Genomic DNA, 25,233 nt, shown 5'->3' on the forward strand with positions numbered 1-25,233 from the left:
CCGGCGGCCTCCGCGCCCCCGTCACCGGCCGTGGCACCGGCCTCCGCGCCCCCGTCGACGGCCCCGGCACCGTCCCGCTCGCCGTCCCCGGCCGCGCCCGCTCCGGGCCCGGGGTCGGCGACCTCCTCCTCCGCCACGAGCCACGGCGGCCCGCCCTCCAGCAGCGCGATCGCGGGCACGGGGGCGTCGGCATCCTCGTCGACGTCGTCGAGCCGCAGGGCCAGGCCCTCCAGCGGCGCGGGCGACCGGCGCGCCGCGACGACCTCCCCCGGGGTGAACAGGTCGCGCAACGAGTCCAGGTCGTTGCCGGTGACCTGCGGCCGCCGCACGCGCACCACGACGCCCGGCGCGAGGGCGATGCGCACCGCGTCGTCGTCGATGGCCTCGACCCGGCCGAGCACCGCTCGGCCCACGCGGTAGGCCGCGTGGACCGTCCGGCGCAGCGTGGCGGCGTCCGGCAGCATGCCCCGGATGTCCAGCAGACGGCGCGCCGGGTCGAGCACGCCGGTGACCCGCATGCCGGGCGCGAGCACGCGGCCGAGCGGCACGTCAGGCAGCACCAGCTCCTCCGCGACGGTGGCCTGACCGCCGTCGTCGGTGCTGACCAGGGCGCGCGAGCCGAGCAGGCCGAGCACGGTGCCGTGGGTGACCGGGGTGCACGGCGTGGTGCGCGACGCCCCCACGAGACCCGTGCGGACCGCGAGCCGCATCACGTCGCCGACCAGCCGGTCGTGCACGCGCGCGTCCTCGTCCGGGGAGTAGGCGAAGTGCAGCGGGGACCGGCGCGGGTGGTGCACCCACTCCAGGTCGGTGCCGTAGACGCGCGACGCCCCGCCGTAGACCTGGGTGTCCGGCGGCATGCCGGACGAGAACGCCCAGGACACGTCGCCCGTGGGGATGACGACGACCTCGGCCAGCCCGTCGACGTCCTCGGCGACGCGCTGCGGGTCCACGAACGGCGCGTCGTGCCCCGCGGGCGTGGAGATCACCACCACCGGGCGCTCCCTGCCCGGCCGCTGCAGTGCCGCCGCGAGGTCCCTGGCCTCGTCCTCGGAGGCGACACGCCGCACCCGCGCGGAGACGTGTGCCTCGGTCATGGCCCCTCCTCACCGGTGGTGGTGCGCAGCGTACCGTTCCCACGGCGCTTCATTGCATATTCATGGAACTGCGCCCGCGTCGCACCCGGCCGGGCGGGCTGGACCGCCGTCCTAGGATCGAGGCATGGCCCCCGTCGACTCCCCCACGCTCGAGGCACGCGTCCGCGACGCCCTGACCGGTGTCCTCGACCCCGAGATCCGGCGCCCCATCACCGACCTGGGCATGGTCCGGTCGGTCGCGGTGTCCGACGCCGGGCACGTCGCCGTCGGTGTCGACCTCACCGTGGCCGGCTGCCCGATGAAGTCCACGCTCGTCCGCGACGTGACAGCGGCCGCGAGCGCCGTCGACGGCGTGTCGGGCGTCGACGTCGAGCTCGGCGTGATGACGCCGGACCAGCGCGCGGCGCTGCGCTCGACGCTGCGCGGCGGTGCGGGCGACCCGGTCATCCCGTTCTCGCAGCCCGGTTCGATGACCAAGGTCTTCGCCGTGGCGTCGGGCAAGGGCGGCGTGGGCAAGTCGTCCGTGACGGCCAACCTCGCGGTGGCGCTCGCGGCGGACGGGCTGTCGGTGGGCGTGATCGACGCGGACATCTACGGGTTCTCGATCCCCCGGATGCTCGGCGTGGACCGGCAGCCCACCCGCGTGGACAACATGCTGCTGCCGCCGATCGCCCACGGCGTCAAGGTCGTGTCGATCGGCATGTTCGTGCCGCAGGGGCAGCCCGTCGTCTGGCGCGGCCCGATGCTGCACCGCGCGCTCGAGCAGTTCCTCGCGGACGTCTTCTGGGGCGACCTCGACGTGCTGCTGCTCGACCTGCCGCCCGGCACGGGCGACATCGCGATCTCGGTGGCCCAGCTCCTGCCCGGCTCGGAGATCCTCGTGGTCACGACGCCGCAGGCCGCCGCCGCCGAGGTCGCCGAGCGCGCCGGGTCGGTCGCGACGCAGACCTCGCAGGGCGTCGTCGGCGTGGTCGAGAACATGTCGTGGCTCGAGCAGCCGGACGGCTCGCGCCTCGCGGTCTTCGGCGAGGGCGGAGGCGAGCAGGTCTCCGCGCGCCTCACCGAGGTGGTCGGCACGGACGTGCCCCTGCTCGGCCAGGTGCCGCTCGACGTGGCCGTGCGCGAGGGCGGGGACTCCGGCACGCCGGTCGTCCTGACGGCACCGGACTCGCCCGGCGCGAAGGTGCTGCGCGAGGTCGCCTCGACCCTCGCCCGGCGCCGGCGCGGCCTGGCGGGGCGCAGCCTGGGGCTCGCGCCGGTCTGACGGGGCCGAGGGCCGAGGCCTTTCGCGGGGCGAGTGGACACACCTTCCGGTACTAGTACGGTAAAGCAGTCCGCACCCCCGACGAAGGAACTCATGAGCATCCCGGCCACGACCGAGACCGCTACCGCCTCCGAGGACAACCACACGCCACGAAAGCGTCACGCCGGAATCAACCCACCCGTGTTCATCGGGTCGGCGGTCCTGATCCTCGTGGTCGCGCTCGCCGCGATCATCTGGCCCACGACCACCGAGGAGTCCATCGGCGTCGTCGTCGCCTGGATCGCCGACTGGTTCGGGGCGTACTACTTCCTCGTGGCCGCGGCCTTCCTCGTCTTCGTCATCGGCGTCGCGCTGTCCCGCACCGGCCGCATCAAGCTCGGGCCGGAGCAGGCGAAGCCGCAGTTCGGGCTGCTCACCTGGTCCGCGATGCTGTTCGCCGCCGGCATCGGCACCGACCTCATGTTCTTCTCCGTCGCGGAGCCCGCGACCCAGTACCTCGCGCCGCCCGTCGGCGACGGCGGCACGGTCGAGGCGGCCCGGATGGCGATCGTGTGGACCCTGTTCCACTACGGCCTCGTCGGGTGGGGCATGTACGCGCTGATGGGCATGGCGATCGCGTACTTCGCCTACCGCCGCAACATGCCCCTGAGCATCCGCTCCGCGCTGCACCCGCTGTTCGGCGACCGCGTGTGGGGCCGGCTGGGCGACGTCATCGACGTGGCCGCCGTGCTCGGCACGATCTTCGGCCTGGCGACCACGCTCGGCATCGGCGTCGAGATGCTCAACCGCGGCCTGGCCGAGCTGCTCGGCGTGCCGATCGGTGTCGGCGTCCAGGCCGCCCTGCTCGGCCTCGCGGTCGTCATGGCCACCCTGTCGGTCGTCTCCGGCGTCCAGCGCGGCGTGCGGCGGCTGTCCGAGCTCAACGTCGTGCTCGCGCTGCTGCTCGTGCTGTTCCTCGTGGTCACGGGGAGCACCACGTTCCTGTTCGACGCGCTCGTGATGAACCTCGGCGACTACCTGACGCGGCTGCCGGGCATGACGCTGGACACGTTCGCGTTCGAGGCGCCGACCGAGTGGCTGAACGCCTGGACCCTGTTCTTCTGGGCCTGGTGGGTGGCGTGGGCGCCGTTCGTCGGCCTGTTCCTCGCGCGCATCTCGCGCGGGCGCACGATCCGGCAGTTCGTGGTCGGCGTGCTCACCGTGCCGTTCCTGTTCATCCTGCTGTGGGTCTCCGTGTTCGGGAACAGCGCGCTGGAGCTCATCCGGAACGGCGGGGCCGAGGGCGCCGCGTTCGGCGAGGCCGCCATGAACGACCCCGCCGTCGGCATCTTCGCCCTCCTCGAGCGGTTCCCGGCCGCGCCCCTGACCATCGGCCTGGCGATCTTCGTGGGCCTGCTGTTCTACGTGACGTCCGCCGACTCCGGCGCCCTCGTGCTCTCCACGCTCACCTCGAGGCTGCACCGGGCGGGCGACGACGGGCCGATCTGGCTGCGCATCTTCTGGGCGGCCACGACGGGCCTGCTCACGCTCGGCATGCTCGTCGCCGGCGGGATCGCCACGCTCCAGTCCGGCACCATCATCATGGGCCTGCCGTTCTCGCTCGTGATGTTCGGCGTGATGTTCGCCCTGTACAAGGCGCTGCGCACCGAGGGCCGCAAGCTCGACACCCTCCGGGTCGCCCTGCCGAACAGCCTGTCGGGGCGCATCCAGCAGGGCGGGGTGCAGGGCGCGGGGTGGCGGCAGCGGCTCGCCCGGCTCGTCTCGTTCCCCGGGCGACGCCAGACGCTGCGGTTCCTCGACCAGACGGTGCGGCCGGCCCTCAACGAGGTGTCGGCCGAGCTCGCGGAGCAGGGCATCACCACGTCGTGCAGCGAGGCGCCGGCCGGTGACACGGGCCTGCCCGCCCTCACCCTCACCGTCGAGCACGGCGACGAGGCGCCCTTCGCCTACACCCTCTGGCCGCAGGCCCACCCCACGCCGACCTTCCGGATGAACACCTCCGACCAGGACGACACCTACTTCCGCGTCGAGGTGCTGCTCACCGAGGGCACCCAGGGCTACGACGTGACGGGCTACGCCAAGGAGCAGCTCATCGCCGACGTGCTGGACCAGTACGAGCGGCACCTGCTGTTCCTGCACGCCAGCAGCACGCCGACGCACGAGACCGAGCAGATCGAGGCCTGAGCACCATGAACGCACCGCGCACCACCGGCACCCTGTACATCGACGGCGCCTGGACGCCCGCGGGAGCGGGCCGGACCCGCGAGATCCGCTGCCCGGCCGACGGCTCGCTCGTCGCCGAGGTCTCCGAGGCGGCCCCCGCGGACACCGAGCGGGCCATCGCAGCGGCCCGCCGCGCGTTCGACGCCGGCCCCTGGCGGGAGACCACCGGGCCGGACCGCGGGGAGCTGCTGCACCGCGTGGCGGACCTGCTCACCGAGCGCAAGGAGGACTTCGCGCTCGCCGAGTCCCGCGACACGGGCAAGCGCCTCGTCGAGAGCCGCATCGACATGGACGACTGCATCGCGTGCTTCCGCTGGTTCGCCAAGCTCGCGGGCGTCGACGCCGGGCGGGTGGTCGACGCCGGCAGCGCCGACGTCCTCAGCCGGGTGGTCCACGAGCCCGTGGGCGTGTGCGCGCTCATCGCGCCCTGGAACTACCCGCTGCTGCAGGCCGTGTGGAAGGTGGCACCGTGCCTCGCGGCGGGCAACACGTTCGTGCTCAAGCCGAGCGAGCTCACCCCGCACACCGCGATGCTGCTCATGGAGGTGCTGACCGACGCGGGCGTGCCCGCGGGCGTCGCCAACCTCGTGCTCGGCGCGGGCCCCGAGGCCGGCGGCCCGCTCTCGACCCACCCCGACGTCGACCTGGTGTCCTTCACGGGCGGCCTCGCCACGGGGCGCACCATCGCGGCCAACGCCGCGGCGACCGTCAAGAAGGTCGCGCTCGAGCTGGGCGGCAAGAACCCCAACGTGATCTTCGCCGACGCCGACTTCGACGCCGCCGTGGACAACGCCCTCAACGGCGCGTTCGTGCACTCCGGCCAGGTGTGCTCGGCCGGGGCACGGCTCGTGGTCGAGGAGTCGGTGCACGACCGGTTCGTCGACGAGCTCGTGCGCCGTGCCGAGCGCATCCGGCTGGGCGGCCCGTTCGACGAGGCGGCCGAGACCGGCCCCCTCATCTCCGCGGCCCACCGTGACAAGGTCACGGCGTACGTGGAGCAGGCGGTCGCCGACGGCGCCGTCGTCCGCTGCGGCGGGCGGTGGGGCACGGGCGAGCTGGAGGCCGGGTTCTACTACCTGCCCACCGTGCTCGACGGCGTGCGCCGCGGCACCCCGGCCGTCGCCGAGGAGGCCTTCGGGCCGGTGGTCACGGTCGAGACGTTCCGGGACGAGGACGAAGCCGTCGAGATCGCGAACGACACGGTCTACGGCCTGGCGGGCGCCGTGTGGACGCAGGACGCCGGGAAGGCGCAGCGGGTCGCGAACCGGCTGCGGCACGGCACCATCTGGATCAACGACTACCACCCCTACCTGCCCCAGGCGGAGTGGGGCGGGTACGGCCAGTCGGGCTTCGGCCGCGAGCTGGGGCACGCGGGGCTCGCCGAGTACCAGGAGACCAAGCACATCTACCAGAACCTGCGGCCGGCGGTGACCGGCTGGTTCGGAGGCACCGATGACTGAGCAGCCCGCGGCACAGCCCGCCACCGACGGCACCTTCGACTACGTGGTGATCGGCGGCGGGTCGGCCGGCGCCGCCGTCGCAGCGCGGCTCAGCGAGGACCCGCGGGTCTCGGTCGCCCTGATCGAGGCGGGTCCGTCCGACGTCGGGGACGACGCGATCCTGCGGCTCGACCGCTGGATGGGGCTCCTGGAGTCCGGCTACGACTGGGACTACCTCATCGAGCCCCAGGAGAACGGCAACTCGTTCATGCGCCAGGCGCGGGCCAAGGTGCTGGGCGGCTGCTCGTCGCACAACTCGTGCATCGCGTTCTGGGCACCGGCCGAGGACCTGAACCACTGGGAGGAGCTCGGCGCGGCCGGCTGGGGCGCGGAGCACTCGCTGCCGTACTACACGCGCCTGGAGAACAACGACCAGCCCGGCGCGCACCACGGCCACGACGGGCCCGTCCGCATCCGGCAGATCCCGCCGAGCGACCCGTGCGGCGTCGCGGTGCTCGACGCGTGCGAGCAGGTCGGCATCCCGCGCGTGCAGTTCAACGACGGGTCCACGGTGGTCACGGGGGCGAGCTTCTTCCAGATCAACGCGCGGGAGGACGGCGTGCGGTCGTCGTCGTCCGTGAGCTACCTGCACCCGGTGCTCGACCGCCCCAACCTGACGATCCTCACCGAGCACCGCGCCAAGCGGCTGACGTTCGACGGCACGCGGTGCACGGGCGTCGAGGTGCTGGGCCCGGACCTCATCCACCACCGCACGTTCACCGCGCGCCACGAGGTCGTGCTGTCGGCCGGGGCCATCGACTCCCCGAAGCTGCTCATGCTCTCGGGCATCGGCCCGGCCGAGCATCTCAGGGAGTTCGGTATCGACGTCCTGGTGGACGCGCCCGGCGTCGGCTCCCACATGCAGGACCACCCCGAGGGCGTGATCCAGTGGGAGGCGAAGCAGCCCATGACGACCACGTCGACGCAGTGGTGGGAGATCGGCATCTTCGCCGCGACGGAGCCGGGGCTGGACCGGCCGGACCTGATGATGCACTACGGCTCCGTGCCGTTCGACATGCACACGGCCCGGCAGGGCTACCCGACCACCGAGAACGGGTTCTGCCTCACGCCGAACGTCACGCACGCGCGCTCGCGCGGCACGGTGCGGCTGCGGTCGCGCGACTTCCGGGACAAGCCCCGGGTGGACCCGCGCTACTTCACCGACCCGTACGACATGCAGGTCATGGTCAAGGGCATCCGGCTCGCGCGCGAGATCGTCGCGCAGAGCGCGCTGCGGGAGTGGGCGGGCGCCGAGCTGTACCCGGGGCCCGACGTGCAGACCGACGACGAGATCGCCGACTACCTCACCCGCACGCACAACACCGTCTACCACCCGACCGGCTCGGTGCGGATGGGTGCGCCCGACGACGACTCCTCGCCGCTCGACCCCCGCCTGCGGGTCAAGGGCGTCACGGGGCTGCGCGTGGCCGACGCGTCCGTGATGCCGGAGATCACGACGGTCAACCCGAACATCACCGTGATGATGATCGGCGAGCGGTGCGCGGACTTCCTCACGGAGGAGCGGGCCGCCGTCTGAGCCGGTGGCCTCGGGGATACGCGGTCAGCAGATCCCCGTGGCCCCGCGGCCCGCGATGCGGTTCGGTGGGCCCATGCGCATCCTCGTCCTCGGTGGAACCGTCTTCCTGTCCCACGCCGTCGCGGCGGAGGCCGTCGAGCGCGGCCACGACGTCACGTGCGCGGCCCGCGGCACGAGCGGCACGGTGCCCGACGGCGCGACGCTCGTCCGCTGGGACCGCGCCGACGACGTGCCGGCGGAGCTGACCGGCGCGACGTTCGACGCCGTCGTCGACGTCTCGCGGATCCCGTCGCACGTGCGCCGCGCCGTGGCGGCGTTCCCCGACGCCCACTGGACGTTCGTGTCCACGATCAACGTCTACGCGGAGAGCACCACCGTGGGCGGCACCCCCGCCACCCTCCCGCTGCTGGACCCGGTGGAGACCGACGAGGACCCGGCCTCCGGCCCCGAGGTCTACGGCGCCATGAAGGTGGCGTGCGAGAACCTGGTCCGCGCGGGCGTCGCCGCGGCCTTCGTCGTGCGGCCCGGGCTCATCGTGGGGCCGGGCGACCCGAGCGGCCGGTTCACCTACTGGCCGGCCCGGTTCGCCGACGCGGCACGCGACGGTCGGCCGGTGCTCGTGCCCGAGCCCGTGGACGGGCCGGTGCAGCTCGTCGACGTGCGCGACCTCGCCGCGTGGGTCGTCACCGCCGCGGAGCACCGCACCACCGGCGACTTCGACGCCGTCTGCCCGCCGGCGCCGCGCTCCGAGCTGCTGGCGGCGGTGGCGGATGGCGTCGGCGCCCACCCCGAGCTGGTCCCGGTGGCGCCGGAGGTGCTCGCGGAGCACGACGTGCGGCCGTGGATGGGACCGCGGTCGCTGCCGTTCTGGGCCGGCGACCTCGCCGACGAGGGCTTCATGACCCACGACGTCACCACGTCGCTCGCGGCGGGCCTCGCGACCCGGCCGTTCGCCGAGACCGCGCGCGACACGCTCGCGTGGCTGCGCGCCACGCCGGACGCGACCGTCACGGGACTCACGCGCGCCGAGGAGCAGGAGGTGCTGGCCGCCGTGCGCAGCAGGGACTGATGTATTGACGCAATGATTCCGTCATTCCTACACTGGGCGGATGCTCTTCCCCACGCCCACGCTCTCACCCGATGACCGCCGCGTGCTCGACGACATCGACCGCGAGCGCGAGGCGCTGCGCCTTCAGGTGAGGTCGACGCCGACGAAGTGGACGGAGGGCCTGCGCCGCTTCCTGACCGCCGACGCGGTCGCGGCGTCCAACTCCATCGAGGGGTTCCGCGTGTCCACCGTGGACGCAGAGGACCTCATGGACGGCGAGCGCGACGTCGACGTGACGGAGGTCGACCGCGAGGAGACCCTCGCCTACCAGCGCATGATGACGTACATCCAGTCGCTGCACGACGCGCCGGACTTCGCCTACAGCAAGGGCCTCCTCAACGGCCTCCACTGGATGCTCCAGGGCCACCACCACACCCCCGCCCGACCGGCCGGCCAGTGGCGCAAGGGGGCCGTGTACGTCACCGACACGCGCGACCCGAGCATCGCCGTGTACACCGCGCCCTCCGTCGAGGACGTGCCAGGCCTGATGGCAGCGCTCGTGGACTGGCTGAACGACGACGACGGCACCCACCCCGTGGTGCGGGCAGCCATGGCTCACCTCCACCTGGTCTCGATCCGCCCCTGGGCCGACGGCAACGGCAGGATGTCGCGGTCGCTGCAGACGCTCGTGACCGCGCGGGCAAGCGTCCTCGCGCCGGAGTTCTCCTCGATCGAGGCGTGGCTCGGCCGCCCCGGCAATACCTGGGAGTACTACCGACAGCTCGCCGATCGCGGGGCGACGTACCTTCCCGACCAGGACGTCGCGAACTGGGTCAGGTTCAACCTCGTGGCATCGCACCAGCAGACGCAGTCCGTCCGCCTGCGACTCGAGCGGTCGGGCCGGGTGCTGCGCCACCTGGAGTCGTTCGTGGACTCGCTCGGGCTGAGCCCGCGCAGCGTGAGCGCCCTCCACGACGTCGCCCTGTCGGGTCGCGTGCGCCGCAGCCGGTACGAGCGAGCCGAGAACCTCCAGGTCCAGCAGGCCCAACGCGATCTGCGCGCGCTCGTCGCCCAGCACGTGCTCGAACCGGTCGGCCAGACCCGCGCGAGGTACTACGTGGCCGGCGACGCCTTTCCCGAGGCGGCGCTGGAGGAGGCGCGCACGCCGTTCTCGCTCGTCGACCCGTACCAGGTGTAGCCGAGCGTCGGGGAAGCGTATTCCCACGGGTGCCCGCTGCCCCGTACGGTAGGTCCGACGGCAGGGTCGCCCGCAGGGGTGACCCGGCCTCCTGACGGACCAGAGAGAGGACCCCCATGCCCGCAACGCCCCGTTTCGTCCCGGGACCGCGGTCCGACGGGTGGCTGCCCGGCGTCGACCGGATCGCCTACGGCGGCGACTACAACCCCGAGCAGTGGCCCGAGGAGGTCTGGGCCGAGGACGTGCGGCTGATGAACGAGGCGGGCGTGAACCTCGTCAGCGTCGGCATCTTCAGCTGGGCGCTGCTCGAGCCGCGCGAGGGCGAGTTCGACTTCGGCTGGCTCGACCGCGTGATCGACCTGCTGCACGAGGGCGGCATCCGCATCCTGCTCGCGACGCCGACGGCGGCCCCGCCCGCCTGGTTGTACGCCGCACACCCGGACGCGCGCGTCGTCGACCGCCGAGGCACGGTGATGGGGCCGGGCGGACGCGGCCTCCTCGCGCCCACGGCACCCGCGTACCGCGAGGCGGCGCTGCGCATCACGCACGCCCTCGCCGAGCGGTACGGCTCGCACCCGGCGCTGGCCGGCTGGCACGTGCACAACGAGTACGGCGCGCCCGTCATGTTCGACTACTCGGTGCACGCCCAGCGCGCGTTCCGCGTCTGGCTGCGCGCGCGGTACGGCACGCTCGACGCGCTCAACGCGGCCTGGGGCACCGCCTTCTGGGGCCAGCACTACGCGGACTGGGAGCACGTCCGGGTCCCCGCCGCCACGACGACCCCCGCCAACCCCGCGCAGCAGCTCGACTTCGCGCGGTTCTCCGACGCCGCGCTGCGCGAGTGCTTCGTCGCCGAGCGCGACGCGGTCCGCGAGCACTCGTCGGCCCCGGTGACCACCAACTTCATGGCCACCATCTGCCCGTGGACCGACCTGTTCGCGTGGGCGAAGGAGGTCGACCTCGTCGCCAACGACCACTACCTCTGGGCCGCCGACCCGCGCGGCCACGTGGGCCTCTCGCTCGCCGCCGACCTCACGCGCTCGGTCGCGGGCGGCAAGCCCTGGCTGCTCATGGAGCACTCGACGTCCGCCGTGAACTGGCAGGACCGCAACGTCGCCAAGCGGCCCGGCGAGATGGCGCGCAACTCGCTCGCCCACCTGGCCCGCGGCGCCGACGGGATCATGTTCTTCCAGTGGCGGGCCTCCCGGGCCGGCGCCGAGAAGTTCCACTCGGCGATGCTGCCGCACGCCGGGACGGCCTCGCGGGTGTGGCGCGAGGTGACGGAGCTGGGCGCGGACCTCGGCCGCCTCACCGAGCTGCGCGGCTCGCGCGTGCGAGCCGACGTGGCCCTGGTGTGGGACGACGAGTCGTTCTGGGCGCAGGGCCTGGAGTACCGCCCGAGCGTGGACGCACAGCCGCGCGAGCGGGTCGACGCGTTCTACGACCGCCTGTGGCGCGACGGCCTCACGGTCGACCTGGTCAAGCCCGGTCAGGACCTGTCGGGATACCGGCTCGTGGTCGCCCCGGCGTCCTACCTGCTGTCCGCCGCCGACGCCGCGAACCTCACCGCGTACGTCGAGGCCGGTGGCACGCTGCTGGTCAGCTACTTCAGCGGCATCGTCGACGAGCACGACGCCGTGCACCCCGGCGGGTTCATGGCCCCGCTGCGCGACGCGCTCGGCGTCCAGGTCGAGGAGTTCCTGCCGCTGCGCGCGGACGAGTCGCTCACCGTCGCCTACCGCGCGGGGGCAGCGGGAGCGGGCGCCGCGAGCACCGACACGATCGGCCTCACGGGCACGGTGTGGGCGGACGACCTGGTCCTGGCCGGGGCCGAGCCCGTCGGCACCTACGTCGACGGCCCGAAGCCGGGCGGCGCGGCGATCACCCGGCACCGGCACGGCGCCGGCACGGGCTGGTACGTGTCGACGAACCTCGACGTCGACACGCTCGCCACGGTCATGGCCGACGTGTACGCGGGAGCCGGGATCGCGCCGGCAGGTCTGCCCGAGGGCCTGGAAGTGGTGCGCCGCACGCGCGGCACCACGCAGTACACCGTGGCGATCAACCACACGGACGACGACGCGGCGCTCCCCCTCGACGGGCCGGCCACCGACCTGCTCACCGGGGCGTCCCTCGACGGCACCGCGCCGGTACCCGCCGGTGCCGTCCGGGTGCTGCGGACCGTCCCGTAGCGTGGAGGGTCGACGACGCGCCCCGCGGGGCGAGAGACAATGTTCCCCATGACTGAACCGCAGTGGCTCGAGGCCTGGAGCGCCGAGGAGGGCGCGCGCCGGGTCGGGGAGCTCTTCACGCGATCGTTCGAGGGCTCGCCCGACGGCGTCTGGTCCGCCCCCGGGCGGGTCAACCTCATCGGCGAGCACACCGACTACAACGCAGGGCTCTGCCTCCCGACGGCGCTGCCGCACCGCACGTACGTCGCGCTGCGGCCGCGCGAGGACGACCGGGTGCGGCTCGTGTCGGCCCAGGCGGAGGGCGTCTGGGAGATCAGCCTGTCCGACGTCGCGCCCGGCGCGGTCACCGGGTGGGGCGCGTACGTCTCCGGAGTGGCGTGGGCGCTCACCCAGGCGGGTCACAAGGTGTCGGGGTTCGACGCCGCTGTCGACTCGTGCGTGCCGTTCGGCGCGGGCCTCAGCTCGTCGGCCGCGCTCGAGGCCGCGTTCGCCGTGGCCCTCGACGCGGTCGGCGGGCTCGGCCTCGCCACGTCGGACGCCGGGCGCGCCGAGCTGGTCGACGCGACCCGGCGTGCGGAGAACGAGATCGCGGGCGCGCCCACCGGCGGGCTCGACCAGTCGGCGTCCCTGCGCTGCCGCGAGGGGTACGCCCTGCTCCTCGACTTCCGGCCCGGCCTCGATCCCCTGGAGTCGGCCGTCCCCGTGCCGTTCGACCTCGAGCCCGCCGGGCTCACCCTCCTCGTGGTCGACACCCGGGCCGAGCACTCCCACGTCTCGGGCGAGTACGGCGCGCGGCGCGCGGCGTGCGAGCGCGCGGCGGGGCTGCTCGGCCTCGCGTCGCTGCGCGAGATCGCGCCGACGCTGGGCGGCGTCGGCCTCGACCGCGCGCTGGCGGAGCTCGAGCCGCACGACCCCGACGGCGTGCTGCGCCGTCGCGTGCGGCACGTCGTCTCGGAGACGGACCGCACCGCGCGGTTCGCCGACCTCGTGCGCGAGGGCCGGGCGGCCGACGTGGGCCCGTTCATGCTCGCCTCGCACGCCTCCCTGCGGGACGACTACGAGGTGTCCTGTCGCGAGCTCGACCTCGTCGTCGACACCGCCGTGGCCGCCGGCGCGCTCGGCGCCCGCATGACCGGCGGCGGGTTCGGCGGCAGCGCGATCGCCCTGGTCCGCCGCTCCGACGTCGACACCGTCGTCGCGGCCGTCGCCGGCGCCTTCGCCGACGCCGGGCTGACCGCACCGGCGTTCCTGCTCGCGCCGCCGTCGGCACCAGCGGCCTGATCCCGCACGCCCGAGGGCCCCGCACCGTCCGGTGCGGGGCCCTCGGCGTTTCACCCCCTGTTTTCGTCCCGCCGCGCCGTCCGCCTGCACTAGGGTCGCGAGGCTGCCCCCGTGCAGCCTCCACTTCCCGGCCGCGAGGAACCCCATGGGCGTTGTCCGCCAGTACGTCTTCCCCACCGCACGGATCGTCATCTGGGCCGTGATCGCCGCGGCACTCGTCGCCCTGGCGCTCAAGGGCGCGGACCTCGACCCGCCGGACGCGTTGCAGCCGACGGGCGAGATCACCGAGCCGGTGCTCACCGTCGAGAAGGGCTCCGTCACCAACGCGGTCACGGTGCCGGGCGCCGTCGTCACCGACCCGCCGGTCGAGATCAGGGCGACGGCGGACGGTGTCGTCGCCGAGATCGAGGTCGACGACGCCCGGGCCGACAAGGACGTGCGCGTGCTGTGGATCAAGAGCGAGGAGCCCGTCGACCCCGTCGTCCAGGTGGACGACGAGACAGGCGAGGAGACCGTCACCGAGCAGGAGCCGAAGGTCACCTGGACCTCGGTGCTCGCGCCGGTCTCCGGCACGGTCGACGTCACCGTGCTCCAGGACCAGGCCGTCAGCGTGGGCGAGGTCGTCGGCACCGTCTCCCCCGGCACCCTCGCCGTCACCGGCACCCTGACCGCCGACCAGCAGTACCGGCTCGTCGGCGCCACGGGCTCGGCACAGGTGACGCTCAAGGGCGGGCCCGCGCCGTTCGAGTGCACCGGCCTCACGATCGGCGAGGCCCCCGGCGCCGGCGGCGAGGAGGCGACGGGCGAGTCGGCGACGGGCGCCGTGCGGTGCGCCGTCCCGCGGAAGATCAAGGCGTTCGCCGGCCTGGGAGCCGAGATCGAGATCACCAACGGCTCGGCGAAGGACGTCGTCGTGGTACCGATCAGCGCGGTGCTCGGCACCTCCCAGACCGGCCGTGTGTGGGTCGTCCCCGAGGAGGGTGCCGAGCCGGAGCCGCGCGACGTCTCCCTCGGCCTCACCGACGGGCTGCAGGTCGAGGTCACCCAGGGCCTCGAGGCGGGCGAGCAGATCCTCGAGTTCACGCCCGTCGAGGACGGCACCGAGGGCGGCGTCGACTGCGAGGACACCACCGCCTACGACGAGGCCGCCGCCGTGGGCGACACGACGACCATGCAGGCGTTCGAGGAGGAGTGCTTCGGATGACCGCCACCGCGCTGGTCGACCTCCGCGCCGTCACCCGGCACGTCACGCTCCCGGACGAGAGCACGCTGGAGATCCTCCGCGGCGTCGACCTGACCGTCGGGTCGGGCGAGCACGTGGCGATCGTCGGCCGCTCCGGCACCGGCAAGTCCACCCTGCTCAACATCCTCGGGCTGCTCGACTCCCCGACCTCCGGCGAGTACCTGCTGGAGGGCACGCCGGTCGGCCGCCTGCGCAGCCGCGCCCTGGCCCGCCGCCGCGGCGACGACTTCGGGTTCGTCTTCCAGCAGTTCAACCTCCTGCAGGGCCGCACGGCGCTCGAGAACGTCGCGGCACCCCTGCTCTACGCGCGCGGCAAGCAGTTCTGGAACCGGAGGCGGCTGGCCGCCGAGTCGCTCGCGCGGGTCGGCCTCGGCGACCGCCTCGACACCCGGCCCGAGAAGCTCTCCGGCGGCGAGCAGCAGCGCGTCGCCATCGCCCGGGCGCTGGTGCGCGGGCCCCGCGTCATCCTCGCCGACGAGCCCACCGGGGCGCTCGACGTCGAGACCGGCCGGGCGATCATGACGCTCCTGGACGACGCCGCGAGCGAGACCGGCGCCGCGCTCGTCACCATCACGCACGACCTGGCGATCGCGGCCCGCGCGGACCGGCAGTTCCGGCTGGCCGGTGGCGTCCTCGTGCCCGTCCACCTCGACGCGCCCGTCGCCGTGGACGAGACCGCTCCCGTCAGCACCGAGGTGCCCGCATGACCGGGGTCGTCGGTGCGATCGTCGAGGCCTGGGACGAGCTGCGGATCCACCGGGTCCGGGTGCTGCTCGCGCTCGTCGGGGTCGCGTGCGCCGTCACCGCGATCACCGGGATCACGGCCGCCGTGACGATGTTCGGGCAGGCCATGCAGGAGCAGAACGAGCGGATGGTCGGCCGGGACACCACGCTCGAGGCCTGGTCGAGCGGCATGGGCGCGATGGCGACGCCGGCCGAGACCGACGCGCTCGTCGACGCCGTCGCCGCGCGCTACAAGATCAGCTACCACTCGGTGAACGCCTACGCCGACCTCGCGGTGCGCGGCGGCCCGGACGGGACCTACGTCGAGTGGGCGGCCGTCGACCCCGACCGTGGCGTCATCACTCGGCAGGGCCTCGACAGCGGGCGCTGGTTCACCGCGGCGGACGCCGACCGGCTCGCGCCCGTGCTCGTGGTCAACCGCGCCTTCCTCGAGGCCTACGCCGACGGCGCGCCGGCCGACACCCACCCGAGGGTGGTGATCGAGGGCGCCACCCCCGTGGCCGCGACCGTGATCGGCGAGGTGCCCGTCCAGTGGACCGAGGAGGGACCCCGCGCGTTCCTGCTGTTCGACCAGGCCGCGCGCTGGTTCCCGGACCGTCTCTCGGTCGACAGCTACCGGTTCTGGGTGCCGCCGGAGATCGCCGAGGAGCTCGCCGGGGTCCTGACCCGCGACCTCGCGGCGGCCGGTGCGCCGTTCGTGGTGCAGCCGCCGATGACCGACCACCTCGTGCTCGACAAGGTGCTGCAGTACGTCGTGCTCGGCGTGGGCGGCTTCGCGCTGCTCCTGGGCGGGCTCGGCCTGCTCAACATCGCCCTGGTCACCGTGCGCTACCGGATCCGGGAGATCGGCATCCGCCGGTCCTTCGGCGCCACGAGCGGGCGCGTCTTCTTCGGCGTGCTCATGGAGTCGGTCGTCGCGACGACGGTCGCGGGGCTCGTCGGCGTCGTGATCGCCGTCGCGGTCATCAAGTACATCCCGATCGAGCTCGTCTTCGGGCGGCCGATCGACGACCTGCCGCCCTTCCCGTTCGACGCCGCGGCCGTCGGCATGGCGTGCGCCGTCGGGATCGGTGCGCTGGCGGGCCTGATCCCCGCGACCTACGCCGTGCGGGTCAAGGTGATCGACGCGATCCGGTACTGACGGGCCCCGGCCTCAGAGCTCGTACGTCGCCACGACCGGGGCGTGGTCGCTCCAGCGCTCGGCGTAGGTCGGGGCGCGGTCGACCTCGATCTTGCGGCACGCGGGGGCCAGCGCCGGGTTGGCGAGCTGGTAGTCGATGCGCCACCCGGCGTCGTTGTCGAACGCCTTGCCGCGCCACGACCACCACGTGTACGGGCCCGGGCCGTCCCCGGCGTGCTGGCGGCCGAGGTCGGCCCAGCCGAGCTCGTCGAGCCAGCGCGTCACGTAGGCGCGCTCCTCGGGCAGGAAGCCCGCGCTCTTGACGTTGCCCTTCCAGTTCTTGATGTCGGCGTTGTGGTGGGCGATGTTGAGGTCGCCGGCCACGACGCTCGGCGTCGGCGCCGCGGCCAGCTCGGCCAGCCGCGCGGTCACCTTCTCGAGGTAGGCGTACTTGGCCACCATCGTGTGCTCCTCGCCCGGCTTGGTGGACCCCGAGTGCAGGTAGGTCGAGACGGCGGTGAGCACGCCGCCGTCCGGCAGCGCCACGTCCGCCTCGACCCAGCGGCCGGTGTCGGTGACCGGCTCGGGGCCGCCCGGACCGTACGGCGCGAGGCCGGTACGGACCGCGCCGAGCGGCAGGCGGGACGCCACGAGCACGCCCGCTCGCCCCTTGGCCTCGCTCTCGACGTGCGCCACGTGCCAGCCGTCGAGCAGGTCGTGGACGACGGCGTCGGGGGCCCGCACCTCCTGTAGCAGCAGGACGTCGGGCCGACGGGTGTCGATCCAGGCCTGCATGCCGCGGCGCGCGGCGGCCCGGATCCCGTTGACGTTGGCGGTGGCGACGATCAGAGGCACCGGGGAAGCCTACGTGCCGCCTCCGACATCCCGCCCGGCCGTCCGCGCTGCGGGGTGATCCTCCGGTGTGTCCTTGCTCACGCATCCGGCATGCAATATATTGCATGCACGGCGCGTTACGCGGGGGGACGGAGGCACCGGCCTCCGGAAGAGACCGAGAGACCCGAGAGAGGCCACCATGAACACCACCGCCACGAAGCAGACCGTCGTCCTCGTCCACGGCGCCTACGCCGACTCCTCGAGCTGGAACGGCTCGATCAGCGCGCTCCAGGAGGCCGGCCACCGCGTCGTCGCCGTCGCCAACCCGCTGCGCGACCTCGAGGGCGACGCGCAGTACCTGCGCGACGTGCTCGCCACCATCGAGGGCCCCGTCGTCCTCGCGGGCCACTCCTACGGCGGCCACGTGATGAGCCACGCCGCCGAGGGCAACCCGGACGTCACGGCGCTCGTCTACGTCGCGAGCTTCCTCGCGGAGCCCGGCGAGAGCCTGGTCGACCTCGTCGAGAAGTTCCCGGGCGCCCGCCTCGGCGGCGCGGCGCAGCCGAGCCCGTACACCACGCCGGACGGCACGACGGCCACGGAGCTGACCATCGACCCCGCGCAGTTCCACGAGCTGTTCGCGGCCGACGTCGACACCACCACCGCCGCGCACATGGCGGCCACCCAGCGGCCGCTGGCGCTGTCGGCCTTCCAGGCCCCGGCGAGCACCGCCGCCTGGCGGTCGATCCCCTCCTGGGTGCTGTCGGCGACCAAGGACGAGGCGATCCCCGCCGACCTGTCGCGCTTCATGGCCGAGCGTGCGGACGCGAAGCTTGTCGAGGTCGACGCCTCGCACGCCGTGACCGTGTCCCGGCCGGACGTCGTGACCGCCACGATCCTCGAGGCCGCCCAGGCCACCACCCGCTGACCCGACCGGCCGGAGGACAGGCCCCGCCGGCCCCGCCGCACCGCACGGTGCGTCACGGGGCCGGCCGCGGGGCCGGGTACCGCCATGGACACCATCACCCCGTTCGGCATCCCGCTGTGGGCCGAGCTCGTCGCCGTCGGGCTGGGCGCGCTCCAGGGCGCGCTCTTCGCCGGCGCCCTCACCGACCGCCGGATCGACGTGCTCGGCACCGTGCTCGTCGGCACCGGCGTCGCGCTCGGCGGGAGCCTGCTGCGCGACATCCTGCTCGGCGTGCCGCCGGTCGCGGTCTACGGACCCTGGTACGTGCTGGTCGCGGCACTGACCGCCCTCGTGGGGCTGTCGCTGCAGCGGCTGTTCGCCCGTCTCGACCCCGTCATCGTGCCGCTCGACGCCGTCGTCATCGGCCTGTTCGGCGCGATCGGCACGACGAAGGCCCTCGCGCTCGGCGTGCCCGCCGTCCCGGCCGTGCTCGTCGGCGCGGCCGCCGCCGTCGGCGGGTCCGTGCTGCGCGACGTGACCCTCGCGCTGCCCGTCGCGCTGCTGCACGTCGGGTCGCTGTACGCCGTCGCGGCCGCCGGTGGCGCCGCGCTGATCGTCGCCCTCGTCACCGCGGGCGCGCCCGCGCTCCCCGCCGCCGTCACCGGCGTGGTCGTCACCACGCTCGTGCGCCTGCTCGCCGTGCGGTTCGGCTGGACCTTCCCCGAGCAGCAGGCGCTCGTCGTGCGCCGACGGCGGCGGTGAGCGCTAGGCCGCCCCGTCGTGCGCGGCCTGGAGCGCGGCGACGTCGAGCTTGCCCATCGTGAGCATGGCCTGCATCGTCGCGATCTCGGCCGGGGTGGAGTAGGTGCCGCAGAGCTCCTCGAGCTCCTTCGGGATCACCTGCCACGACACCCCGAACCTGTCCTTGCACCACCCGCACGGTCCCGGCTCGCCGCCGTCCGTCGTGAGGAGGTCCCAGTAGTGGTCCACCTCCTCCTGGCCGCCCTCGAGGAGGAGGTAGAAGGAGAAGGCGTCGTCGAGCATGAGGTGCGGGCCGGCGTTGAGCCCGGTCACCGGCTGCCCGGCCACCGTGAACTCGACGACGAACTCGGCGCCGGGCTCGACGCCGGGCACACCCTCCGGCGCCTTGTGCACGCGGTCGACGGACGAGCCGGGGATGTGCTCGGCGTAGAACGCCGCGGCCTCGGCACCCTTGTTGTTGCCGAACCAGAGATGGGGTCGGACGCTGACCATGACGGCCTCCAGGGAGATAGGGATGCTCTCCCCGGGGTAGACGCCGGTCCCCCGCCGAACTCATCGCACGCCGGGCCCGGACACGGGGACGGTCGCCCCACGAACCTCCGTGGGGCGACCGTCTCGTGCGTCCGGGTGGCTCAGACGAGCGAGCGCTCCGCCGACTCGACCACGTTCGCCAGCAGCATCGCGCGCGTCATCGGGCCGACCCCGCCCGGGTTGGGCGACACCCAGCCCGCGACCTCGGCCGCCTCGGGCGAGACGTCGCCGACCACGCGCGACTTCCCGGTCCCGGGGTCGGTCTCGCGCGAGACGCCGACGTCGATGAGCACGGCGCCCGGCTTGACCATGTCGCCGGTGACGATGCCCTTGACCCCGGCGGCCGCCACGACGACGTCGGCCCGCCGCACGAGGGCGGCGAGGTCGTGCGTGCCGGTGTGCGTGAGGGTGACCGTCGCGTTCACGGCGCGGCGCGTGAGCAGCAGGCCGATCGGGCGGCCCACGGTGACGCCGCGGCCCAGCACGACGATCTCCTTGCCCGCGAGCTTGATGCCGTGCCGCTCCACCAGCTCGATGATGCCGCGGGGCGTGCAGGGCAGGGACGAGGTGATCTCCTCGTTGACCCGCAGCACCAGCCGGCCGAGGTTGGTGGGGTGCAGGCCGTCGGCGTCCTTGTCGGGGTCGACGAGCTCGAGCACGCGGTTGGTGTCGATGCCCTTCGGCAGGGGGAGCTGGACGATGTACCCGGTGCAGGCCGGGTCCTCGTTGAGCCGGCGGACCGCCGCCTCGATGTCCTCCTGCGTGGCGTCTCCCGGGAGGTCCTCCCGGATCGACGCGATGCCGACCTCGGCGCAGTCGCGGTGCTTGCCCGCGACGTACCACTGCGAGCCCGGGTCGTCGCCGACGAGCAGCGTGCCGAGGCCCGGCACGACGCCGCGCTCGCGCAGCGCCGTGACGCGGTCCTTGAGCTCCGCCTTGATCGCGGCGGCGGTGGCCTTCCCGTCCAGGATCTGTGCGGTCATCGGGTCACAGCCCCGGGTAGAGGGGGAACTCGGCGGTCAGCTTCGCGACCCGCGCGGACAGGGCGGCGACGTCGGTCGACGCGCCGTCCTTGAGCGCGGTCGCGATGATGTCGGCGACCTCGGTGAACTGCTCGTCGCCGAACCCGCGCGTGGCCAGGGCGGGCGTGCCGATGCGCAGGCCCGAGGTGACGCGGGGCGGGCGCGGGTCGAACGGGACGGCGTTGCGGTTCACGGTGATGCCCGCGTCGTGCAGGAGGTCCTCGGCCTGCTGGCCGTCGAGCTGGGAGTCGCGCAGGTCGACGAGCACGAGGTGCACGTCCGTGCCGCCGGTCAGCACGGAGACACCCGCCTGCGCGACGTCGGGCTGCGACAGGCGGTCGGCGATGATCGAGGCGCCGCGGAGCGTGCGCTCCTGGCGGTCGCGGAAGGCGTCGGAGCCCGCGACCTTGAACGACACGGCCTTGGCCGCGACCACGTGCATGAGCGGGCCGCCCTGCTGGCCCGGGAACACGGCGGAGTCGATCTTCTTGGCGTACTCCTCCTTGGCGAGGATGAAGCCGGAGCGCGGCCCGCCGATCGTCTTGTGCACGGTGGAGGAGACGACGTCGGCGTGCGGCACCGGCGACGGGTGCAGACCGGCGGCCACCAGGCCGGCGAAGTGCGCCATGTCGACCCACAGCTTGGCACCGACCTCGTCCGCCACCTCGCGGAACGCGGCGAAGTCGAGGTGGCGCGGGTACGCCGACCAGCCCGCGATGATGACGTCGGGGCGGTGCTCCAGCGCCTTCTTGCGCACCTCGTCCATCTCGATGCGGTACGACTGCGGGTCCACGCCGTAGGCGCCGACGTCGTACAGCTTGCCGCTGAAGTTGATCCTCATGCCGTGCGTGAGGTGGCCGCCGTGGGCCAGCTCCAGGCCGAGGATCTTGTCGCCCGCGTTGATGAGGGCGTGCAGCACGGCGGCGTTGGCCTGGGCGCCGGAGTGCGGCTGGACGTTGGCGTGCTCGGCGCCGAAGAGCTCCTTGGCGCGGGCGATCGCGAGGTTCTCCGCGATGTCGACCTGCTCGCAGCCGCCGTAGTAGCGGCGGCCCGGGTAGCCCTCCGCGTACTTGTTGGTCAGCACCGAGCCCTGGGCCTCCAGGACGGCGCGCGGCACGAAGTTCTCGGACGCGATCATCTCGAGCGTGTCGCGCTGGCGGGTCAGCTCACCGTCCAGGACGGCGGCGATCTCGGGGTCGAGCTCGGCGAGCGGGGTGGCGAGCGGGTCAGGAGTCGATGCGCTCATAGCTCCTCGATTCATGCGGGACGGTGGCGTGTCGGACGGCGGTGGAGGGCACACGCGCCGCGACACGACTGCCGGGCGCGTGCATCTCTCGCACGGTGACCCGGGGCCCAGGCGATCGACCCGTCGTCGGCATGGTTCGTCGCTCCCCGGTGGTGATCCACCTGACGCCAGTTGCGACGCGACGATCGTAGCAGCGGCGCGGCACGGGCGTCGTCGACGCCTCGGGCAGGGGCGGATTGCTCGCAGGGTGGTCGGCCGGAACGGCGAGATCTCGCCGAAAGTACCTGAGACCTTTTGCTGGGCACGCCGACGTCGCTAGTGTGCCGCCCATGCCCTCCCCCGTGTCACCGGATGCAGGCTTTCCGGAACACCAGCCAGACCGACGTCGTAGGCAGGACCGCCCGAGGACGGGTGGTGTCCCACGCCAGGACTCGGACAGCTCGCCGCCGTCGGGCGGCCGTCCGCGGTCGGGCCAGTTCCCGGCGGGTCCGTTCTCGTCGGGCCAGTTCCCGCCGAACCGGCCGTCCTCCCCGACGCCGCCGGGGCAGTACGCCCCGGGTGGGCTCTCCTCGGGCCAGGTGCCCTCGGCCCCCTTCGTGTCCCGGCAGGCCGGTGCACCGCAGTCCGGCCCCGTCGCGACGGCGCAGACCGGTCCCGACGACCTCGAGCACACCGGCGGCCGGAGCGGCCGCGGCGCACGTGCCGGGCGCGGTGGGCGCGGTGGCAGGAACACCGCGCGGGACTGGATCTGGTCGGTGGTCGCCTTCGTCGTCGCCGCCGTCGTGATCGGCGCCGTCGGCTTCCACTTCTTCGGCCCGGACGGCACCCCGGAGCCGACCGCCGCGTGGGCCGTCGACTCCTGCGCCGGCCCCGACCCGACGTCAGGGGACGACGACGCCTACCGCCCGCTCGCGTGCGACGACTCCCAGGCCACGGTGACGATCCTCGACATCCAGGACGCCGTCTCGACCGCCCAGGCGCACTGCCCCGGCGGTACCGACGTCGTCTTCCAGAAGGACGGCCAGGCGGGCGGCGAGACGCAGTCCGTCTGCGCGCGCAACCTGTCCGACGACCACCCCGGCGACACCGGACGGGGCGGCGGCCAGCTCGTGGTCGGCGACTGCGTGGACGGGGACGGCGCCGAGGTCCCGTGCGGCGACGGCGGCCGCAAGGTCACCGGGCTGCTCATGGGCGGCGCCGAGTGCCCGGACGGCACGACCGACGAGCTCGCGCTGGGCTTCGACCCGTACCGCAGCTACGAGACGATCTGCCTCGCCGCGTAGCCGGCGCCGCGGCGGCGCGGGCGACCGCACCGCCGCGGCGGGCCCCGCTCAGGCCTGCTGGGGCGTGCCCTGCTCCGCCGGTGTGCCCGCGTCGAGCCGTGCGCCCGCCGCGCCGAGGACGCGGCGCAGGTAGGTGTAGGTGAGGTCGCCCGCGGCCTTGTCGTACTGCTCCTCGTAGCCGTGCTTCGTGTACATCGCGAGGTTCTGCTTGGAGTCCTTGCCCGTGAAGACCCAGATCTCCTTGGTCTCCTTGGGCAGGTACGGCAGCACGGCGAAGAGCATCTCCGTGCCGATGCCGCGGCCCTGCTTGTCGGGCGCCACGGCCAGCCGGCCGAGCGTCGCCTTCTCCCCCTCGATCTCCACGCGCACCGAGCCGATCATCCGGTGGCCCTCCCACGCGCCGATCGTCACGACGTCGTCGCGCGCCAGGTCCTCCCGGAGCTCCGCGAGCGTCTGGGTCAGGGGCGGGATGTTCGGGTCGTCGTACAGCTGGGCCTCGGTCACGAACGCGGCGCGCCGCAGCGTGAGGAGCTCGCCCGCATGGTCGTCCTCGACCAGCGTGATCGTCGTGGTGGAGTTGCTCATGGGGCCATCGTGTCAGAGGTGGCGCGCCCAGGTCGACGGTAACCGGGCCGCGGACGGATGTCGGTGGCCCGGCGTAGGTTCTGGCTCATGACGCAGCGCAGACCGGGGTGGCCCGAGGGGACCGACGTGCGGGTCGACGTCCGTTCCGCCGTGGGCCGGTACGACGACTTCTTCGAGGTGGTGGGCGTCAGGAAGCCGGGCGGCAAGGGCTGCTGGTGCATGGCGTACCGGGACAGCAGGGTCGCCCACGAGGACCGGCCGGGCTACATGCGCGACCTGTGCGCCACCGAGCCGGGACCGGGCGTGCTGGCCTACGTGAACGACGTCGTGGCGGGCTGGTGCTCGGTCGCGCCACGCTCGACGTACCGGCGCCTCATGGGGTCACGCACCATCCCGTTCGTCGACGACAGGGACGCGTGGGTCGCCGTGTGCTTCGTGGTGCGCGCCGGGTTCCGCAAGCACGGCCTCATGCACGATCTCCTGGCCGGCGCCGTGGAGCACGCGCGGGCGCACGGGGCCGAGGTGGTGGAGGGCTACCCGGCCGACACCGGTCCCGACCGGGTCGACGTGATCAGCGGGTACGTCGGCACGGTGCGCCTGTTCGAGCAGGCGGGGTTCGAGCGGGCGGCGGAGACGTCGGGCGTGAGCGGCGGGCGCAGGCGCTGGGTCATGCGCAAGGAGCTCGGACAGGGCAGCGCCTGACGCGGCCGGTCGGGTTAGCCTGACCGCGTGAACGACGCCGCACGCCCCGCGACCCACTGGATCCTCACGCTGTCCTGCCCGGACCAGCCGGGAATCGTCCATGCGGTGGCGGGGATGCTCGCGGAGCACGGCGGCAACATCACCGAGTCGCAGCAGTTCGGCGACCCGGCGTCGGGCCTGTTCTTCATGCGGGTCCAGGCCGAGTCGGTCGCGTCCCGCGAGGAGCTCACCGCCGCGATGGACCAGGTCGCCGGGCGGTTCGGCATGACGTGGACGCTCGACGTCGTCGGCCGCCGCATCCCGACGCTGATCATGGTGTCGAAGGCCGCGCACTGCCTCGTCGACCTGCTCTACCGCGAGCGCTCGCAGCGCATGCCCATCGACGTCGTCGGCGTGGTGGGCAACCATCGCGACCTCGAGGACATCGCGACGTTCTACGGCAAGCCGTTCCACCACGTGCCGGTCACCCCGGACACGAAGGCCGACGCCGAGGCGACGCTGCGCGGCCTGGTCGCCGACACCGGCGCCGAGCTCGTGGTGCTCGCGCGGTACATGCAGATCCTGTCCGACGAGCTCTGCCGCGACCTCAGCGGGCAGGTCATCAACATCCACCACTCGTTCCTGCCGTCGTTCAAGGGCGCAGGCCCGTACCGGCAGGCGCACGACCGCGGCGTGAAGATCATCGGCGCCACGTCGCACTACGTCACGGGCGACCTCGACGAGGGGCCGATCATCGAGCAGGACGTCGAGCGCGTGGACCACTCCCGCACGGTGGAGGACCTGGTCGGCATCGGCGAGGACGTCGAGCGCCGCACCCTGGCCCGCGCCGTCCGCTGGCACGCGGAGCGCCGCGTCCTCCTGGACGGCCGCCGCACGGTCGTCTTCCGCTGACCCCGCCCCCGCCCCCGCCCCGCC

At 73.5% G+C, this 25,233-nt stretch carries 22 protein-coding genes and 1 riboswitch; of the genes, 16 read left to right on the forward strand and 6 right to left on the reverse strand.

The window, feature by feature from the left end; all coding sequences use genetic code 11:
* Positions 1 to 1,097: hypothetical protein (locus HLB15_RS14095; RefSeq protein ID WP_212759874.1), on the reverse strand; the 1,097-nt coding region annotated here is incomplete at its 3' end.
* A 124-nt stretch (positions 1,098 to 1,221) separates the two neighbouring features.
* Between HLB15_RS14095 and HLB15_RS14100 the strand changes: the two genes are divergently transcribed.
* From HLB15_RS14100 to HLB15_RS14150, 11 genes are all read left to right on the forward strand, one after another.
* Positions 1,222 to 2,361 (forward strand): Mrp/NBP35 family ATP-binding protein, encoded by a 1,140-nt coding sequence (locus tag HLB15_RS14100; RefSeq protein ID WP_171106400.1) that lies wholly within the window; start codon positions 1,222 to 1,224, stop codon positions 2,359 to 2,361.
* Between the two features lie 93 nt (positions 2,362 to 2,454).
* Positions 2,455 to 4,545: a choline BCCT transporter BetT gene (betT, locus tag HLB15_RS14105; protein WP_171106401.1), complete on the forward strand. Its 2,091-nt coding sequence runs from the start codon at positions 2,455 to 2,457 to the stop codon at positions 4,543 to 4,545.
* Positions 4,546 to 4,550: 5 nt separating this feature from the next.
* Positions 4,551 to 6,044: an aldehyde dehydrogenase family protein gene (locus HLB15_RS14110; RefSeq protein WP_171106402.1), complete on the forward strand. Its 1,494-nt coding sequence runs from the start codon at positions 4,551 to 4,553 to the stop codon at positions 6,042 to 6,044.
* Positions 6,037 to 7,620 (forward strand): GMC family oxidoreductase, encoded by a 1,584-nt coding sequence (locus HLB15_RS14115; protein WP_171106403.1) that lies wholly within the window; start codon positions 6,037 to 6,039, stop codon positions 7,618 to 7,620. The genes HLB15_RS14110 and HLB15_RS14115 overlap by 8 nt, the downstream gene beginning before the upstream one ends.
* A 73-nt stretch (positions 7,621 to 7,693) precedes the next feature.
* Positions 7,694 to 8,689 carry an NAD-dependent epimerase/dehydratase family protein gene (locus tag HLB15_RS14120; protein WP_171106404.1) on the forward strand — a complete coding sequence of 332 codons (996 nt, stop codon included), beginning with the start codon at positions 7,694 to 7,696 and terminating at the stop codon, positions 8,687 to 8,689.
* Positions 8,690 to 8,729: 40 nt separating this feature from the next.
* Positions 8,730 to 9,866, forward strand: a complete 1,137-nt coding sequence (locus HLB15_RS14125; protein WP_171106405.1) for a Fic family protein — start codon at positions 8,730 to 8,732, stop codon at positions 9,864 to 9,866.
* Positions 9,867 to 9,982: 116 nt separating this feature from the next.
* Entirely contained in the window at positions 9,983 to 12,058 is a 2,076-nt protein-coding gene (locus tag HLB15_RS14130) for a beta-galactosidase (RefSeq protein WP_171106406.1), read from the forward strand.
* A 48-nt stretch (positions 12,059 to 12,106) separates the two neighbouring features.
* Positions 12,107 to 13,339 carry a galactokinase gene (gene galK / locus HLB15_RS14135; RefSeq protein ID WP_171106407.1) on the forward strand — a complete coding sequence of 411 codons (1,233 nt, stop codon included), beginning with the start codon at positions 12,107 to 12,109 and terminating at the stop codon, positions 13,337 to 13,339.
* Between the two features lie 145 nt (positions 13,340 to 13,484).
* Entirely contained in the window at positions 13,485 to 14,543 is a 1,059-nt protein-coding gene (locus HLB15_RS14140) for a permuted SH3 domain-containing protein (protein WP_171106408.1), read from the forward strand.
* Positions 14,540 to 15,289 carry an ABC transporter ATP-binding protein gene (locus HLB15_RS14145; RefSeq protein ID WP_171106409.1) on the forward strand — a complete coding sequence of 250 codons (750 nt, stop codon included), beginning with the start codon at positions 14,540 to 14,542 and terminating at the stop codon, positions 15,287 to 15,289. The genes HLB15_RS14140 and HLB15_RS14145 overlap by 4 nt, the downstream gene beginning before the upstream one ends.
* Positions 15,286 to 16,467: an ABC transporter permease gene (locus HLB15_RS14150; protein ID WP_171106410.1), complete on the forward strand. Its 1,182-nt coding sequence runs from the start codon at positions 15,286 to 15,288 to the stop codon at positions 16,465 to 16,467. The genes HLB15_RS14145 and HLB15_RS14150 overlap by 4 nt, the downstream gene beginning before the upstream one ends.
* A gap of 12 nt (positions 16,468 to 16,479) precedes the next feature.
* On the opposite strand, the gene HLB15_RS14155 is transcribed toward HLB15_RS14150, so the two are convergent.
* Positions 16,480 to 17,301: an exodeoxyribonuclease III gene (locus HLB15_RS14155; protein ID WP_171106411.1), complete on the reverse strand. Its 822-nt coding sequence runs from the start codon at positions 17,299 to 17,301 to the stop codon at positions 16,480 to 16,482.
* Positions 17,302 to 17,479: 178 nt separating this feature from the next.
* Here HLB15_RS14155 and HLB15_RS14160 point away from each other — a divergent pair, with 178 nt between their 5' ends.
* Both HLB15_RS14160 and HLB15_RS14165 read left to right on the forward strand, forming a co-directional pair.
* Complete coding sequence (locus HLB15_RS14160; protein WP_171106412.1) at positions 17,480 to 18,208, forward strand: alpha/beta fold hydrolase; 729 nt, start codon at positions 17,480 to 17,482, stop codon at positions 18,206 to 18,208.
* Between the two features lie 84 nt (positions 18,209 to 18,292).
* Positions 18,293 to 18,949 carry a trimeric intracellular cation channel family protein gene (locus HLB15_RS14165; RefSeq protein WP_171106413.1) on the forward strand — a complete coding sequence of 219 codons (657 nt, stop codon included), beginning with the start codon at positions 18,293 to 18,295 and terminating at the stop codon, positions 18,947 to 18,949.
* Between the two features lie 3 nt (positions 18,950 to 18,952).
* Here HLB15_RS14165 and HLB15_RS14170 read toward each other — a convergent pair whose 3' ends face one another.
* From HLB15_RS14170 to glyA, 3 genes are all read right to left on the reverse strand, one after another.
* Entirely contained in the window at positions 18,953 to 19,441 is a 489-nt protein-coding gene (locus tag HLB15_RS14170; RefSeq protein ID WP_171106414.1) for a VOC family protein, read from the reverse strand.
* 140 nt (positions 19,442 to 19,581) lie between these two features.
* On the reverse strand, positions 19,582 to 20,463 hold the full coding sequence (locus HLB15_RS14175) for a bifunctional methylenetetrahydrofolate dehydrogenase/methenyltetrahydrofolate cyclohydrolase (protein WP_171106415.1): 882 nt from the start codon (positions 20,461 to 20,463) through the stop codon (positions 19,582 to 19,584).
* Positions 20,464 to 20,467: 4 nt separating this feature from the next.
* On the reverse strand, positions 20,468 to 21,748 hold the full coding sequence (gene glyA, locus HLB15_RS14180; protein WP_171106416.1) for a serine hydroxymethyltransferase: 1,281 nt from the start codon (positions 21,746 to 21,748) through the stop codon (positions 20,468 to 20,470).
* 98 nt (positions 21,749 to 21,846) lie between these two features.
* Positions 21,847 to 21,933, reverse strand: a riboswitch (ZMP/ZTP riboswitch).
* 393 nt (positions 21,934 to 22,326) lie between these two features.
* On the opposite strand from glyA, the gene HLB15_RS14185 reads away from it, so the two are divergent.
* Entirely contained in the window at positions 22,327 to 23,031 is a 705-nt protein-coding gene (locus HLB15_RS14185; protein ID WP_171106417.1) for a hypothetical protein, read from the forward strand.
* A gap of 48 nt (positions 23,032 to 23,079) precedes the next feature.
* Here HLB15_RS14185 and HLB15_RS14190 read toward each other — a convergent pair whose 3' ends face one another.
* Complete coding sequence (locus HLB15_RS14190; RefSeq protein ID WP_171106418.1) at positions 23,080 to 23,616, reverse strand: GNAT family N-acetyltransferase; 537 nt, start codon at positions 23,614 to 23,616, stop codon at positions 23,080 to 23,082.
* A gap of 87 nt (positions 23,617 to 23,703) precedes the next feature.
* On the opposite strand from HLB15_RS14190, the gene HLB15_RS14195 reads away from it, so the two are divergent.
* Positions 23,704 to 24,318: a GNAT family N-acetyltransferase gene (locus HLB15_RS14195; protein WP_212759875.1), complete on the forward strand. Its 615-nt coding sequence runs from the start codon at positions 23,704 to 23,706 to the stop codon at positions 24,316 to 24,318.
* A gap of 27 nt (positions 24,319 to 24,345) precedes the next feature.
* Positions 24,346 to 25,209: a formyltetrahydrofolate deformylase gene (gene purU, locus HLB15_RS14200; protein ID WP_171106419.1), complete on the forward strand. Its 864-nt coding sequence runs from the start codon at positions 24,346 to 24,348 to the stop codon at positions 25,207 to 25,209.
* Positions 25,210 to 25,233: the final 24 nt, after the last annotated feature.

This window comes from Promicromonospora citrea (genome assembly GCF_013004695.1).
GTDB lineage: Bacteria > Actinomycetota > Actinomycetes > Actinomycetales > Cellulomonadaceae > Promicromonospora > Promicromonospora citrea.